Genomic DNA, 15776 nt, shown 5'->3' with positions numbered 1-15776 from the left:
TATGGAACTGACTGACACAACCCCCGCACTGGGCGCCCTGCGGACCGCCCTGGCGGACGGCGTCGAACGCTGGAAACCGCGGGTGCAGGCGGTGGCGAGGGAAATCCACGCGCTGAAGGAAATCTCGTTCGAGGAGGTCCGCTCCTCCGCTGCCATCGCCTCCCTCCTGGAAGAGGGCGGCTTCGAGGTGGAACGCGGCACCGGCGGGCTGCCCACGGCCTTCACGGCGAGCGCCGGGACCGGCGGCCTCATCGTGGCGCTGTGCGTGGAGTACGACGCACTGCCGAACATCGGGCATGCCTGCGGGCACAACCTGATTGCCGGCGCGTCGGTGGGCGCAGCCCTTGCGCTGCGGCCGTTCGTGGATGAACTCGGCATCACGCTGAAGGCCATCGGCACGCCCGCCGAGGAACACGGCGGCGGCAAAGCGCTGATGCTGGAACGCGGGGTGTTCGACGGCGTCGGGCTGGCTTTGATGGTCCACCCCGTCCAGGACGGGGTCACCTACAACCCGGCCGGCACCAGCGCGCAGGCGGTTGGCCGGTACAAGGCGACGTTCACCGGCAAGGCTGCCCATGCCGCGGCGGCCCCGCACCTGGGTGTGAACGCCGCGGATGCCGCCGTGCTGAGCCAGGTGGCCATCGGCCTGCTCCGCCAGCAGATCCCCGGTGACCACCGGATTGCCTGCTACGTTGCCGAAGCCGGGCACGTCACCAACATCATCCCCGAACGGGCCGTGGTGGAGTTTGAGTGCCGGGCTTTCACCCTGCCGGAGTTCCGGGCCCTGCTGGAGCGCGTCCGCCGCTGCTTCGAGGGCGCCGCGCTGGCCACCGGCACCACGCTGGTCTTCGAGGATACCGAGCCGCTCTACGAGCCGCTGCTGCAGGACGACGACTTGGCGGCGCACTGGACCGGCGCAATGGCCTCGTTTGGCAAAGACACCTCGCCGTCGGCTGGACTGGGCGGCGGATCCACGGACATGGGCAACATCTCCCAGGTCATCCCCTCCTTGCACCCCTGGCTGAGCATTCCCGGTGCGGACGTGCCCATCCATTCGCATGCGTTTGCCGCGCTTGCAGACACCCCCGAGGCATACGGCGTGATGTTCGAGGCAGCCACCGCGCTGGCCTGGACGGTCGCCGGAGCCGCCTCAACCCCCACCCAACGTGAACGCTTCACCCAAGCGGCGTACCGCCGTCGTTCTTTCACCCAGGAAGGCACATCATGAGCACCACCAAAGCGGCCAGGATTGACAAGGCCGGTACCAAGCTGACGGTCCCGATTGCCGCCCTGGCGTTCGTGATCGCCCTCGCCGTCCAGTTCATCGGCCAGGCAAAGATCGACGTGGGCATCGGCGCCATCATCATTTTCCCATGGTGTGGGGCCTCATCCTGGGTCTGCTGGTCTCGGTGCAGAAGTTCAAGCCGCTGGGCCTTGACCTGCAGCGCGTCGCGGCTGCCCTGGTGGGCGTCGCCGTGCTGCTGCTGGTGGCGCGGCTCGCGTTCAATATCGGTCCGAGCCTGCCCACCCTGCTGAAGGCGGGCCCTGCCCTGCTGCTCCAGGAGGTGGGCCACCTGCTGGGCACCATCGCGCTGGCCCTTCCCCTGGCCGTGCTGCTGCGGATGGGCAAGGCGACGGTTGGCGCCACCTTCTCGCTGGACCGTGAGCCGTCCTTCGCCATGGTGTCGGAGAAGTACGGGCCGGACTCCGACCAGTATCGCGGCGTGCTGGCGATGTACGTGTTCGGCACGCTCTTCGGGGCCGTGTTCATCACGCTGCTGACGTCCCTCGTGGCCAACTGGAAGATCTTCGATCCGCTGGCCCTGGCAATGGGCGCCGGCGTGGGCTCCGGTTCCATGATGGCGGCGTCCGCGGCGAGCATCGTGGCCGCCTACCCGGCGGACCAGGAGGCCATCCTGGGCATGGCCGCGGTGTCCAACCTGATCACCACCGTGCTGGGCGTGTACGTGGGCATCTACATCGCCCTGCCGCTGGCCGACAAGTTCTACAAGGCGCTGACCCGCAAGCAGGAAGCACGCCAGGCTGCTGCCGTGACCGCCGGCGCACCGGCGGAACGCACCGCCGCGGACCTGGACCGCGAGGCCGCGCAGGCGGAGGAGAACCGGCGCTTCCGCGAGCGCGTCGCCGAATCCTCCGCCGCGATCCGGCTGCCGCTGTGGCTGTCCCTGTCCGTGCTGGCGGTCCTCGGAATCGGCACAGCTTCGGTGGCTGCCAAGGGCTTCAGCCTGGATATCGTGGCCGGATACGCCGTCATGCTGGCCTGGTGCTGCTCAGCATCGCGCTGGCCAAGGCCACCCGGAAAATCTCGGCCATCGTGTTCATCACCACCATCGGCGCGTACATCTCCAGCCCGTGGTTCTTCGCGGCCGGGCCGCTTAACGCCGCGGTCAAGACCGTTGATTTCCTGTCCATCGCCACGGTGATGCTGACGCTCGCGGGCCTGTCCCTCGGCAAGGACATCCCGCTGCTGAAGAACATCGGCTGGAAGATCATCCCCGTGGGCCTGGTGGCCATCACGGCATCGTTCCTGCTCTCCACGGTGATCGCCGAGTTTGCGCTGGGGCTCTGGCAGTAGGGCACAGCGCGCAGTAGGGCATGGCGCGCCGCTTCGGCGGCGGCAAAGCATGCGGACGGCGGCGGGAAATCCCGCCACCGTCCGCATCGGTTTAAAGGGCGGGGGTGCGGGCCACCTGGACCACCGGTATGACTCCTCGCGGAGCCATGCGCCCAACACGGCCAGCGCACTAGCCCAGGTTGTTCCCTGCCGTTTCGTGCCCGCCCTTAAAGTGCCAGGAGGGCGTACTCAGGTTGAGGCATCCCGTTCGATGTCCTCGGCCAGCTCGTCCACGTCCTCGGGACGCATGTCGATGCCTTCCTCCTCCAGACGCTCCTCCAGCACGTGGCTGACGTCGTCCTGGACGTGGCCCAGGCGGATTTCGTCGCGAATCTCCTCCGCGATGGTTTCCGGGGTTTCGGCATGCGTGCTTTCAGGCTGGTCGTTCACTGAGGATCCCCTTCCGGCCGGTCCTGGTGCCGATGGTCCTTATGGCGCGCCTCTTCGAGGTGCTGTTCCAGCTTCTCCTCCGCCTCCCGGCGGCGCTGGCCCACAGTGCGTACCTGGTCCGTGGTGGGCGCCGTGTGCGCATGCAGGTGCGGTCCGGCGTCGTTCGGGCTGTCAATCCGTTTCTCTTGCATAGGGACATCGTCCCACCGGGCAGGGGCGGCGGGAAGGTGCAGGAAGGCGGACGACGCCGGGACATACCCGCCGTCGTCCGCCCACCTTCCTGCGGTCCTACTTGAGTACGCCCTCCCGCACTGTCGCGGGTTCCAGCCGGGCGCCGGCGCCCGGGTAGGTGGGCACCTCGATCCGGCCGTGTGTGTGGATCGCGTCAATGGTTGCCTTCGTGTGAAGCGCAATGTCCTCCATGGTGGTCACCCACATGCCCTCCATGCCCTTGACCCGCTCGATCAGCTGCTCCAGCGCAACGGCCTTGGACGGCCGGCCGGAGATGAACGGGTGGTTGGTCAGGACGAAGCAGCTGCCCTGGGAATGGTGCGCCTCGGCCTCAAGCGTCCACATCTCCAGCACCTTGGCCGGGCTTTCAATCACGCCGCTGCCGGTCACCCCGGGGTAGAAGGCGTACTGCTCCCAGTCGTCCAGGGCCCAGTCCACCGGGATCTCCACGATGTCCCGGGGATCATCCGCGGCGACGGCCATGCGGTAGGGGGCATCGCCGTCGAGCAGGCTCGAATCGTAAAGGAAGCCGCGGTCCGCCAGCAGCCCCGGTGAGTGCCAGTTCAGTTCCCACCACGGCGCCCGATATCCCACCGGACGGATTCCCGCCACCTTGGCGAGCGCCTCCAGGCCCCGGTCAAGGTACCTGGCCTCGGTAGCGGCGTCGATCCCCTGCATCGGCTCGTGCAGGTATCCGTGGTGCGCCACCTCGTGCCCGCCGTCCACGATCGCGCGGACCACATCCGGGTAGGACTCGGCGGTGAAGCCGGGGATGAAGAACGTGGCCCGGATGTCCTGCCGCTCCAGGATCTGCAGGAGCCGCGGCACCGCCACCTTGGGCCCGTAGGACTGGTGGGTCATCAGCGACATCCGCCGGGTGCTGGTGGGGTCGTGGGCGATGGTGCAGGACTCGGCATCGACGTCGAAGGTGAAGGATGCGGCAGCCTTGAAACCTTCAGGCCAGGTGACGGGATGCAGGAGGTCCGCGATGGCGGGCTGGTTCACGATGGATCCTTTCGGCGGGCGCGGCAGCCGCGCCCGCCCGGAAGTAGCGGAGGAAGTTAGGGGACGGGAAGGACGGCGGTGGTGCCGCTGCCCTCGGACTTGGAAGCGGCCGGGCTCTTGAGGCCGATGTAGCGGACGTGTGCCCGGGGGCCGAGGACCGCGTAGACGGCGGCGCTGGTCAGGCCGCCTGCCAGCCAGGACAGGTCCCAGCCGCCCAGGGCAACGGCGATGGGGCCCTGCATGACGGGGATGAGCCCGTACATGAACAGCCAGGTGGCGAAGATGCCGGCCAGGAGGGAGGTGACGCCCGCCCAGTTGACGCCGGGGAGCCGGTGGGTGCCCACGCCGTCGAACAGCCGCTCGGGATCGCCCGGCCAGCGCTTGTCCAGCCAGAAGTAGTGCACCAGCATGACCCCGCCCCAGGCGGCCACCCAGGCCACCAGGCCGATCAGCCAGGCGTCCAGGACCGCTGCGAAGTCCTCCTGGAAGATGAAGAAGATGACGGCGATGAGCGAGAAGACGCCGACGAACAGGTTCAGCTTGCGCCGGCTGATGGAGATGTCCAGCGCCTGCGTGGCCACGGAGAACGTGTAGATGTTCAGGATGTTCGTGGCAATGGGGCCGTGGAGCACCATCAGCAGCACCGGCAGTGCCAAAACGCCGAAGTTCTGCACAATGAGCTTGCCGGGGTCAACCTCGCCGCTGTTCGTTGCCAGGCTGGCGCCCAGGATGCCGAGCCAGACCACCGGGATGAACTGCCCAGGACCGAGGCCAGGTAGACCTTCTTCTTGGGTACTTCGGTGCTGACGAAGCGGGAGTAGTCGGCGGCGTAGGTGAACCAGGTGATGCCCCAGCCGATGCCGATGGCCGTCATCACGGCGCTCATGGCTGCGATGCGCTCGGAGCCCTCGAGGATGGCACCGGCGGGTCCGGCGTAGCCCCAGTTGATCTCCATGCCGAACCAGGCAACGGCGGACATGACGGCCAGGATGATGATGGTGGGCGGCACGGTCCACTTTTCGAACGCGGCGATGGCCTTGTAGCCGAACCAGGCGATGGCCACCTGGGCCGCCATGATGCCGGTGGCAACCGCGATCTTCCAGGCGTAGTTCTGTGCCTCCGGGTCCACCCATCCGAGCGTTCCGAAGAGGGCCATCACCAGGTCCAGGATGATCCAGGTGTTGACGGCGCACCATCCGATGACCAGCAGGGCCTGGATGGCGGCGGGGAGGTAGTTCCCCCTCCGGCCGAAGGCTGCGCGGGCCAGGACCATGCCGGTGGCGCCGGTCTTCTGGCCGAGGAGGACGAAGCAGCCGAACAGGAGCATGCCGATCAGGTTGCCGAGCACCAGGACCGTCACGGTGTCCGCGAAGCCGAGTCCCAGGTGGATTCCGAGGGCGCCGAGCACCCAGTTGATGGGTGCCAGGTTGGCGCCCGCCCAGATCCAGAACTGGCCGGAGACCTTGTGGGTGCGGGCGGACTCGGGGATGGGCTGGAGCCAGGCTTCGTGGTCTTCGGCGGAGTGGCTTTGCGTGCTCTGGGTTTCTGCGGCAGCAGTGCGCCTTTGCGCTGCTGAAGAAAGCTTGTCTTGCATGGGAGCCTCCATGAGGTGATTGAGTACTTCAAGGCTATGTGGCCCCCATCACAAGCAACAAGATACGATGTGTCTAACAGATGCTTCTAGTACCGTACGGAATGTCATGTCAGTCTCCCTTGGCGATATCCTCGCCCACCCTGTCCTTGCCGCCGCCGACCCGGTGGTGCACGCCGCCGGCCTTTCGGAGGACCTGCCCGTCCGCTGGGTCCACTCCAGCGAGGTGCTGGACATCGCTCCCCTGCTGCGCGGCGGCGAACTGCTCCTGTGCGGCGGCATCACGCTGGCGTCCGCAACGCCGGAGAAGCAGGCCGCCTACGTGCGCGACCTGGCCCAGCGCGGCATCGCCGCGCTGGCGGTGGAGACCGGCGGCGTCCTGCCGGAGATCCCGCCGGCCATGCTGGAGGCGGCGCAGGAGCACGGCCTGGCCGTGGTGGAGCTGCGGAAAGTGGTGCCGTTCGTCGGCGTCATGCAGGCCATCAACTCCATCCTGGTGAGCGAGTCCGCGGGCCACCTGCAGCAGGCCGACGCCGCCACCCGCGCCATGGCTGCCGAACTGGCCCATGGTGCGTCGCTGGACCAGATCCTGGGCGTGCTGGCGGGCATCATCGGTTCGTCCGTCAGCCTCGTCTCGCCGTGGGGCGTCGCGCTGGGCAGCGCCGTCCCCGCCGGCTGGCAGAAACAGGACGACGACGGCGGCGGCAGCCCGGGCGGGCAGGACCCCGTGACGGACACGGCCGCAAGGACGAAGATCAACGTGGACATCCCCGTGCGCGGCGTGCTGATGGGCCGGCTCGAGATCGAGATCCCGGCCGGTGTGGATGCCGGGCTGGCCCGGGTGGCCGGTGACCGCGCCGTGGACATCCTGGGCCTGGCACTGCTGCAGCACACCCCTCCCGGGCTCCACGCCCAGGCCGGGGCGGAACTCATGCGGGCCGTCCTGACCGCAGCGCCGGCCTGGCGGCTGGAGCAGCTGGCTCCGGGGGCCGGGTTCCCGCCGGATTCCCCTGCCGTGGTGGCCGCCATCCACGCGGCGGCGCCGCAGAAGCTCCGCCGCGCCATCGAATCGTTCCTGAGCTCCAGCCGGATTCCCAGTGCCGCCTACCAGGATGACGCGGAGCTGGTGGTGATGATGGCCCTGCCCGGAACCGATACCGCGGGCGAACGGCGGAAGCTCCTGGAGTCCCTGCAGGGGCTGGACGGCGACCACGATGCCACGATTGCCGTGGGCCCGCCGGCGGCCGGGGTGGCCGAAGCTGCCTGGTCGCTGGCAGAAGCCCGCCGCGCCCTGGATGTCCGCCAGATCCGGCGCCGGAACGCCTCAGCACGCAGGCGCCACCCGTCCCACGGCCTGGTGGTGCTGGATGCCGAGGACACCGCCGTGGAGAGCCTCGCGTTGAAGGGGATCAACGCATCCGCGCGGGACGCGTTCGTGAACCGGCAGCTGCGCGCCATCCTGGACCATGATGCACAGCGCCAGTCGCAGCTGCTGGAGACCCTGCAGGTGTGGCTGGACTCCGGCTGCAACACTGCGCAGTCCGCACGCGAGCTGCACCTGGAACGGCAGTCGATGCACCACCGGCTGCAGCGGATCTTCGAGCTGTGCGGCGGCGATCCGCGCGGCACGGGCAGGCTGGCGGCACTCCACCTGGCGGTGCGGATGGCCGGCCTGCCCTAGTCAAACCCTCCCTTAGCGAACCAGAACACCCGAGATTTCACCGAGTCCAAGTCCACCCTCAGCTTGACCGACATCGACTCCGTGTCCTGCCAGGCCTACGTAATCCCCTGTGCCGCCCTTCAGGCTGATGGGTCCGGAGCTCGTGGACGAGTCTTCGCCGGTGAAGGTAATAATGACGTGCTTCAGGGCATCGAACGAGCCGCTTCCGTCGTCGCAGATGTATTCCGTCCTGATCAGAAGCACAAGCCTGCCCGAGTTACCCTTATCGGCGGCAAAAGTTTTTACCTCGTCTTCAAAGGTTCCCGACGGGCACAGGCTTCCCGTCGCGATGAACGAAAACTCCTCCGCCTCGAAGTCAATCGTCTCCGTTATTGTGAAGGGTTCCGGAACATCGGCCCCCGCGGGTCCGGCGCCGAGGGCGAGAGCCCCGATGGTTAGTACTGGAACGGCCAAATTCTTGAGGGCGGCCATTGCTCCACGACCTTTCAGACCTTGGGCGGGCCCTTGCGCGGCTCACGATCCAACTGCCGGAGCCCGTCGTGTGATTGCTTAATGGAAGAAATCCATGTGATGCATCTGCCCGGATGTCGGGACAGAAGCCGGGTCCCATATAGGGGAACAGTCGCGTCAAACGTCAGGGCCTGGGCCCTTGGGCACAGTATCCGCCTGCACAGGTGCACTGTCCAGAGAGCACGGGTGGCTCCTCAGCTGGCGGGAACTGCGCGCCCGCCCAGGCGGCTGGTCACCTGCGCAGCGGCCGCAACGCATGACTCGGCCAGGCCCTCCAGCCGCTCGCGGGAGACGCGGAAGCGCGGCGCGGGGATCAGGACGACAGCCACCACGTCGCCGCGGTGGTCGAAGACGGGAGCGGCAACGCCCACCTCGTCCATGGAGGATTCGCCGTAGTTTTCGGCCCATCCGCGGCCGGCGACTTCCTGGAGCCGGGCCTCGTAGGCGGCCAGGCCGGCGTCGTCCATTCCGGGGAAGGTGATGGTGCCGCTGCGGAGCAGTTCGCGGACGCGTTCGGCGGGCAGGGTGGAGAGGAAGACCTGCACGGAGGCGCTCATCGCGTCCCGGTAGCGTGCGCCCAGGGGCGTGGTGTGCTTGATCTGGTGGTGGCTGGCGATTTGTTCCACGCAGATGGCTTCGTCGCCGTTCCAGAGCATGAGCGCGCTGGTTTCGCCGGTCTGCTCGGTGAGCCGGCGGAGGACCGGGTAGGCCACGCGGCGTTCCTCCATCTCCGCCAGCAGCGGCCCGGCCACCGCGATCAGCCCAAGGCCCAGGCGGAAGCGCCGGGTTTCCGGGTCGCGTTCCACCAGGTTTTCCTGTTCAAGGGTGGCCAGGATCCGGGAGACAGAACTCTTGTGCATGCCCACGCGGTTGGCGATTTCGGTGACGCCCAGCAGCGGCTCGTCCGCGGTGAAGGTGCGCAGCACGGCGATGGCATTGACGACGACGGACGCGCCTTTGGTGTCCGCACTACCGTTGGTGCCGTTGACGTCGGTTTCTTTGGCTGCTGCTGGAGTCATGGTAGGCATCATCTTTCCTTATCTTCGCCGGGACGCCGAAAGCGGCGCCGCGATGACCGCGGCGCCGCCTGGGTGCTGGGCGCCTATGCGCCGATGATGTTGTGCTCGGGGCCGAACGGGAACTTGGTGATGTTCTCCACGCTGTCCTCGCCCACCACCAGGATGTCGTGCTCGCGGTAGCCGCCGGCGCCGGGCTGGCCGTCCAGGACCGTGATCATCGGTTCCATGGAAACCACCATGCCGGGCTCCAGGACAGTATCGATATCCTCGCGGAGCTCGAGTCCTGCTTCGCGGCCGTAGTAGTGGCTGAGGACGCCGAAGGAGTGGCCGTAGCCGAAGGTGCGGTTGGCCAGCAGGCCGTGGCTGATGTAGATCTCGTTCAGTTCGGCGGCGATGTCCTTGCACACGGCGCCGGGCTTGATGAGTTCCAGGCCGCGCTTGTGGACCTCGACGTTGATGTTCCACAGCTCCAGTGAGCGCTCGTCCGGCTGGCCGAGGAAGAGCGTGCGCTCCAGGGCCGTGTAGTAGCCGGAGGTCATCGGGAAGCAGTTCAGGGAGAGGATGTCGCCCTGCTGCAGCTTCCGGGTGGTGGCCCAGTTGTGGGCACCGTCGGTGTTGATGCCGGACTGGAACCAGACCCAGGTGTCGCGGACTTCCCGGTCCGGGAAGGTCCTGGCGATCTCGTGCACCATGGCCTCGGTGCCGATGAGGGCCACCTCGTACTCGGTGACGCCCTCGCGGATCGCGGCGCGGATGGCCTCGCCGCCGAGGTCGCCGATGCGGGCGCCGTGCTTGATGACCTCGATCTCCTCGGCGGACTTGAACATGCGCTGGCGCATGGCGTCCTGGGAGACGTCCAGGAGTTCGGCGCCCGGGAAGGCGGCGGCGATCTTCTCGCGGGTCAGGCCCGGCAGGAAGTCGTCCTCGACGCCGAGCCGGTTTGCCTTGACGCCGCGCTGGCGCAGCGCCTCCTGCAGGCCGAAGTAGAAGTTGTCGCGGCGCCAGTCGGTGTACACGATGTTCTCGCCGTACGAGGTGCGCCACGGCATGCCGGCGTCGATGTTGGCCGTGACCGTCACCGAGTCGTTGGCGGTGACCACCAGGGCGTAGTTGCGGCCGAACGTGGTGTAGAGGAAGTCGGAGTAGTACTTGATGCCGTGGTAGCTGGTGAGGATGACCGCGTCCAGGTCCTTGGCGGCCATGATCTGGCGGAGGCCGCCCAGGCGGCGTTCGAACTCTGCATCAGAGAACGTGAGCTTGCCCTTGGTGCCGTTGTGGAGGACCTTGAGCCGCTCGAGTTCGGCGATGGAGGAGGCGTTGTCGGTGGTGATGGTCATGGGGTGTTGCCTTTCTATCGTGCGTTTGGTGCGTGTTGGTTTGGAGGAAAGCTATTCGTGCCGCAGGGGCTCTTTGCCGGTTTCCCTGGAGAGGGCCACGGCCACCAGGGAGACGACGGCGGCTGCAACGAGATACCAGGCGGGAGCCAGGTCGCTGGCGGTGGCCGCAATGAGCAGCGTTGCCATGAAGGGTGCAGTGCCGCCGAAGAGGGCGTTGGACAGGTTGAAGCTCACGGCGAAGCCGCTGTAGCGGACGCGGGTGGGAACATTTCCGCCAGGAAGCTGGGCAGGGTGCCGTCGTTCAGGGTGAGCATGGCGCCGAGGAGGACCTGGACCAGGACGATGACCAGGAAGTTTCCGGTGCCCAGCAGCGCGAAGGCGGGGACGGTGAGGACGATGAAGGTGATTGATGCGCTGATGAGCACCTTCTTGCGTCCGTACCGGTCCGAGAGCATGCCCGTGAGGAAGATGAAGCCGATGTAGGTGACCAGCGCGATGGTTGTTGCCAGGAAGGATTCGGTTTCACCCAGGCCCAGCTCCGAGGACAGGTACGTGGGCATGTAGCTGAGGATCACGTAGAAGCCGACCGCGTTGAGCAGCACCGCGCCGACGGCCTGCAGCAGCTGCCGCCAGTGGTTGCGGAAGAGGCTGGAGACGGGCGTCTTGTCGGCATGGTCCTCGGCGGCCAGCTCGCGGAATGCGGGGGTGTCCTCAAGCTTGGTCCGGATGTACCGGCCGATGAGGCCCATCGGGGCTGCCAGCAGGAACGGCAGCCGCCAGCCCCAGCTCTGCAGTGCTTCGGCGGACAGCAGGGTTGTGAGCAGCCCGGCGATCAGTGACCCGAGGAGCAAGCCGGCGGCGGTGCTGCCCGGTACTACCGCAGCGTAGAGGCCGCGTTTGCCTGCCGGCGCGTACTCCACCAGGAAGGCTGATGCTCCGGCGTATTCACCGGACGCGGAGAAGCCTTGGACAACCCTGATGATCAGGAGCAGGACGGGCGCCCAGATGCCGATTGTGTCGTAGCCGGGGATCAGGGCAATGCAGAACGTCGCTCCGGACATGATCAGGATGGACAGTGAGAGGGCTGTCCGCCGCCCCACCTTGTCGCCAATATGCCCCCAGACAAACCCGCCCAGCGGGCGGACCAGGGAATGAAATCGCGAACAGTGCGAAGGTCAGCAGGAGGCCGGTCTGCGGATCAGACTCAGGGAAGAAGACCGTCGCGATGGTCACTGCGAGATAGCCATAGACGGCGTAGTCGAACCACTCGACGAAATTGCCGATGAAGCTGGCTGTGATGACCCGGCGGCGCGTGTCCCTGCTCACCGGGGAATCCAGGTTGCGGGAAGGGTCCTTGGCGTCAGCGGCAAGGATCCCCGACCCGGTTGGGGTTGATTCGTTACTCATGGAACCACCAGGAAGAGTTGGAGTTGCATTCATTGCAACTTGGTTGTTTCAACATAGATGGTGACGTGAAGCACAGTCAAGAGGTAGCAACAGCTTTTAATTTCTCGATTTCCGTGTCACCAGCGGCGAGGAGGGGGCCTATGCGCCTCTCGCGAGCCTGGGACTGGGCGTTGCAGCAAAAGCAACAAGGTTGCCGTCACAGCCCCTTCGACGGTGGAGTTCGGGAAAGGGGCCGAAAGGCACAAGCCAGGCCGGCCCGGGCGGGCCCACACTTGCCGCATGGGCGCAACAGCACGAAAACCCGCAACAGCACGAAAACCGAAGCGCCTCCCGCTGGTGCTGGCCGCCGTCGCGGGCGCAATGGTCCTGGCAGGATGCTCGGCCGGAGGCCCGGCTCCCGGGGCCAGCCCCTCGAACACCCCGCTGCCTGCGTCCTCATCGCCCCCGCCTGCAGGCACGGGCGGGTGGCCGTCTCAGCCGTTCACCGATGCCGAACTGGCGGCCATCATCATCGGTGTTGCCCAGGCCCGCAACCTGCCGATGGCCGCAGCCCAAGATCCCACCCGCCTGCGCAGCGGCGCTGCGAGCGGTTCGTTTCCGTCGGTCAGCACGGAGACCACCCCCGGGGAATGCCTGGCGTTCGTCCCCGAAAACCCGTTTGTCCGCTGGGCGGACAAGGCAGTAAGTTTCGCAGAAGGGGGCATCCCTGTGGCCGGCGGGCAGCAGGGACCGGCAAGCACCATCATGATCACGCTTCGAAGCGCAGAAGGCATCGCGAAGGCAGACTTCGGCTATCCGGAAGACCTTGTTTCCCGGTGCAGCCACTTTGGCCTGGTTACGACCGAGTCCGGACGGCCCTCGGCCTACGCCGTACAACTGCTGGCCGCTCCCCCGGTGGCGGAACGGCAGTACGGCTACAGGCAGTCCCCCGAGCCGAAAGGACCAGGCGACTACGGCTCCGTGGGGCTGCGGGCACTGGCCGGAACGCTCTCCATCACACTGACCCTCGCCGTCGCCGGGCTCGACTCCGACGCCGACGCCCAGCCGGCACTGCACTCCATGGCAGCGCTGGCGAAGGACCTCATCACAGAGGCGGGCAAGGGCGCGCCGTCTGTTGTACCGGTCCCGGCGAATTCCTTGACGGCCGAACAGTTGGTGGAGTTGTTCAAGGGCATCACGGGCCCGAACGGCGAGACCGCCACCCTGGGCGGGGCCTCCGTCCTCGGGCCGCCCCCGGGTATTACTCCCGGCACTTCATCCAGGGAGCCCGAGGCCCCGTGCACCTTCAGCGACGAGGCGTACTTCGGGTCCCTGTCCGGCGCGGTGATGGGGCAGGGGCAGATCCAGGGTCCCGGCAAGATTGACTACAGCGATTTCGCCGTCGTCAGCATGCCCGGGGCGGCGTCCCGGCCCTACCCCTTCGACGCCCGGGCTGAAGGGGTTCGCAGCTGTGCCGGCATCCAGGAAGAGGTACCCGGGGGCGCCAGCCGGCAGTGGTCCCCGGTCATCCAACTGAGCCCGGGCCCTGCCGCGGACTCCAGCTACGCCCTCGCCTACCAACTGCCGGACGGCACCGGCGAATGGCACGTCCGCAGCGGCGCACGCAGGGGAACGCTGTCCGTCGAGGCGGAGAGCAGGACCCTCAGCCAGGCGGAGACGCAGGCCAAAGCCGACGGCCTTGCCGCTTTCTTCGGGAACGTCTTCTCCCGCGCCGGGGTCTAAGACCTGCTGCCCCAAAGCGTCTCCGACGGGGTCAGAAGGTGACCAAATTGGGGCCTTAAGCCACCATCCAATGCGCATTCCATGACCCATACTTGCGGCATGGATGGTGCAGCGGGAAAACCTGACCGGATCCTCTTGGTTCTGCTCGGTGTCATCGGCGTGCTGGTGGCCGTTGCGCTGGCTGTGGTGTTCCTGCGGGGTGATCCGAAGCCTCTGGACGAGAACAGTCCCGCCGGCGTGGTCCAGCGGTACAGCGCGGCAGTGATCGACGGTGACACCGCAGCTGCCGGCACCTACCTGACAGACGAAGCCCGGGACCAGTGCATCGAGAAGTTCATCGGCATGCCCCGTCCCGAGAGGGTGGTCCTGGTGGACACCAACGAAAGGCAGGAATCGGCCACCGTCACGGTCTCGATCGTCCAGTCTTCCGACGGCGGACCGTTCGGCCCGTCCGAATACGAATCGGAGGATTCCTTCGCTCTGGTGAAATCCGGCGGAGCGTGGAAGATCGCTGCGGCCCCGTACACCCTGCTTGCCTGCACTGGAACGCCGGTAAGGCCATGAACCTCCAGGTGCAGCCGGGAACCTCGTCACTGTCCCACGCCCAGGTGACATTGCGCCGGCTGATCCAATATGCCCTCCTGTTTGCCCTGGTGGTGATCGCGGCCTCCGGCGCCAGCGGGCTGCTGGAACGCCTGTTCGAGTCCGGGTCCGTTCTGGCCGCCACCGATGCGCAGGGCCTCGCCAGCGGGCTTGCGTTCACCCTGATCGGCGGACCGCTGGCCCTGCTCCTGTGGTGGTTTCTGTGGCGCAGGCTGGACGAGGCGGAGCGCACGGCAACCGGCTGGGGCCTGTACCTGGCCGGAATGTATGCAGTCTCGCTGATCATCGCCACCACGTCGCTGCTGGAATTTGCGGCCTCCTGGATCGGTTCCGCACGGGCCCAGTGGGCGCCCCCGCTGGCCAATGGCCTGGTCTGGACCGCCGTCTGGGTGTGGCACCGCTGGATGTGGCGGCATCCGGCCAAAGGGGCCCCGCACCTGACCGACATCCGCACCACCATCGGAACCTTTTTTGGCCTGGTGGTGGGCGCCATTGCAGCGATCACCGCGCTGGGCGGCCTGTTCGATGCCCCCATCCGCGGCAGCTTTTCGCTCACCGGGACAGCTCTGTGGTGGCATGCGGTGCTCCGGTCTGTTGTGTGGGCAGCGGGCGGAGGCGCGGTCTGGTGGTGGCACTGGATTCACGAGGACGGACGCAGGATGCGGACCGGCCTGGTTGACGTCAGCACCATCGTCGTCGGAATCTTCGCGGCCGGAATCACCGCGCTGGGTGGAAGCGCTGTTGTGCTGTTTGTCCTCCTGAGGCTGGCGTTTGACCCCACAGATTCGACCGGCGAAATCCTGGAGCCCCTGGCAACAGCCCTGGCTTCGGCCCTGATCGGGGCCGTGGTGTGGCGCTACCACCGGGCGGTGGCCGTGCAGCGGTCCGCTGAAAACCGGCGCGCGAGCCTCCTGGTCACCTCGGCTGTGGCCCTGGCCGCGGCAGCCTCAGGGGTTGGCGTGATCATCAACGCGCTCCTGGCCGCAGCAGTATCGCCGCTGGCCGGCGGCACGGAGCGGACCCTGCTCCTGGGCGGCATCAGTTCACTGGCAGTGGGTGGCCCGGTGTGGTGGCTGGCGTGGAAACCGGACAAACAACCGCGGAGCGCTGATGCGATTCCGCCAGGAAGGCGGATCTACCTCATTGCGTTCTTCGGCGTGAGCGCCGTGGTGGCACTGATCGCCCTCCTGGTGATCGCCTACCGGGTCTTCGAGTTCCTGTTGGGCGGGGTGTCCGGCGGCAGCGTGGTTGACCGGATCCGCGGACCGCTCGGGCTCCTGGTGGCCGCCGGGCTGGTGGCCGGGTACCACTTCGCACTGTGGCGGCACGACCGGGCCCTTCTCGCCGCAGCCGGTTCCGTCCGCAAGCGGGTAATCGACCAGGTCACCCTGGTGGCTGGTTCCGGTTCCGAGGCGGTCGAAAAGGCTCTCACTGAGCTCACCGGAGGTGCGAGGGTCACGGTGTGGCGGCGGGCCGACGACGGCGGGGCGGCCCCGCCGGGCCAGGGCACCTTTGCTGCCACCGGAGAGGGCATGGGCCGGCTTGAACAGGCCCTGAAGGGCGTCACGGCGCGGCACGTCCTGGTGATCCTCGGTGCCGATGCCCGCGTGGACGTGATTCCGCTGGAGGGCAGGGGCGGCTGAGG

11 protein-coding genes and 3 pseudogenes are annotated in these 15776 nt (G+C 67.3%); 6 read left to right on the top strand and 8 right to left on the bottom strand.

The features are described 5' to 3' along the window. Position 1 precedes the first annotated feature (1 nt). Together ACPEE0_RS01805 and ACPEE0_RS01800 are read left to right on the top strand one after the other, a co-directional pair. Complete coding sequence (locus ACPEE0_RS01805) at positions 2-1228, top strand: M20 family metallopeptidase (RefSeq protein ID WP_009356801.1); 1227 nt, start codon at positions 2-4, stop codon at positions 1226-1228. Next, positions 1225-2596 (top strand): annotated as a pseudogene (locus ACPEE0_RS01800) (DUF3100 domain-containing protein). The gene ACPEE0_RS01805 and the pseudogene ACPEE0_RS01800 overlap by 4 nt, the downstream one beginning before the upstream one ends. A gap of 228 nt (positions 2597-2824) precedes the next feature. On the opposite strand, the gene ACPEE0_RS01795 reads toward ACPEE0_RS01800, so the two are convergent. From ACPEE0_RS01795 to ACPEE0_RS01780, 4 genes and pseudogenes are all read right to left on the bottom strand, one after another. Next, entirely contained in the window at positions 2825-3025 is a 201-nt protein-coding gene (locus tag ACPEE0_RS01795; protein WP_009356799.1) for a hypothetical protein, read from the bottom strand. Continuing rightward, positions 3022-3216, bottom strand: a complete 195-nt coding sequence (locus tag ACPEE0_RS01790) for a hypothetical protein (protein ID WP_009356798.1) — start codon at positions 3214-3216, stop codon at positions 3022-3024. Before ACPEE0_RS01790 ends, ACPEE0_RS01795 begins: the two co-directional genes overlap by 4 nt. A gap of 97 nt (positions 3217-3313) precedes the next feature. After that, entirely contained in the window at positions 3314-4261 is a 948-nt protein-coding gene (locus ACPEE0_RS01785; protein WP_009356797.1) for a polysaccharide deacetylase family protein, read from the bottom strand. Positions 4262-4317: 56 nt separating this feature from the next. Beyond that, positions 4318-5855: pseudogene (locus ACPEE0_RS01780) on the bottom strand (purine-cytosine permease family protein). A gap of 106 nt (positions 5856-5961) precedes the next feature. Here ACPEE0_RS01780 and ACPEE0_RS01775 point away from each other — a divergent pair. Then, positions 5962-7533: a PucR family transcriptional regulator gene (locus tag ACPEE0_RS01775; RefSeq protein ID WP_009356795.1), complete on the top strand. Its 1572-nt coding sequence runs from the start codon at positions 5962-5964 to the stop codon at positions 7531-7533. Between the two features lie 12 nt (positions 7534-7545). Here the strand turns inward: ACPEE0_RS01775 and ACPEE0_RS01770 are convergent, their stop codons facing one another. The 4 genes and pseudogenes from ACPEE0_RS01770 to ACPEE0_RS01755 all read right to left on the bottom strand — a co-directional run bounded on the left by ACPEE0_RS01770 (position 7546) and on the right by ACPEE0_RS01755 (position 11806). Continuing rightward, the gene (locus ACPEE0_RS01770) at positions 7546-8004 is read right to left on the bottom strand and encodes a hypothetical protein (protein ID WP_009356794.1); all 459 of its coding nucleotides are present in this window, start codon (positions 8002-8004) and stop codon (positions 7546-7548) included. A 233-nt stretch (positions 8005-8237) separates the two neighbouring features. After that, positions 8238-9062 (bottom strand): IclR family transcriptional regulator, encoded by an 825-nt coding sequence (locus tag ACPEE0_RS01765; RefSeq protein WP_009356793.1) that lies wholly within the window; start codon positions 9060-9062, stop codon positions 8238-8240. An 83-nt stretch (positions 9063-9145) separates the two neighbouring features. Then, positions 9146-10399, bottom strand: coding sequence for a M24 family metallopeptidase (locus ACPEE0_RS01760; protein WP_009356792.1), 1254 nt, complete (start codon positions 10397-10399; stop codon positions 9146-9148). Positions 10400-10450: 51 nt separating this feature from the next. Next, positions 10451-11806 (bottom strand): annotated as a pseudogene (locus ACPEE0_RS01755) (MFS transporter). Positions 11807-12085: 279 nt separating this feature from the next. Here ACPEE0_RS01755 and ACPEE0_RS01750 point away from each other — a divergent pair. From ACPEE0_RS01750 to ACPEE0_RS01740, 3 genes are all read left to right on the top strand, one after another. After that, positions 12086-13528: a hypothetical protein gene (locus tag ACPEE0_RS01750; protein WP_424573799.1), complete on the top strand. Its 1443-nt coding sequence runs from the start codon at positions 12086-12088 to the stop codon at positions 13526-13528. 81 nt (positions 13529-13609) lie between these two features. Further along, entirely contained in the window at positions 13610-14092 is a 483-nt protein-coding gene (locus ACPEE0_RS01745; protein WP_424573798.1) for a hypothetical protein, read from the top strand. Further along, positions 14089-15774: a DUF5671 domain-containing protein gene (locus ACPEE0_RS01740; protein ID WP_354175612.1), complete on the top strand. Its 1686-nt coding sequence runs from the start codon at positions 14089-14091 to the stop codon at positions 15772-15774. The genes ACPEE0_RS01745 and ACPEE0_RS01740 overlap by 4 nt, the downstream gene beginning before the upstream one ends. Positions 15775-15776: the final 2 nt, after the last annotated feature.

Source organism: Arthrobacter sp. SD76, from assembly GCF_049726125.1.
Taxonomy (GTDB): Bacteria; Actinomycetota; Actinomycetes; order Actinomycetales; family Micrococcaceae; genus Arthrobacter; species Arthrobacter nitrophenolicus.
This window is presented reverse-complemented; position numbering and strand designations above follow the sequence as displayed.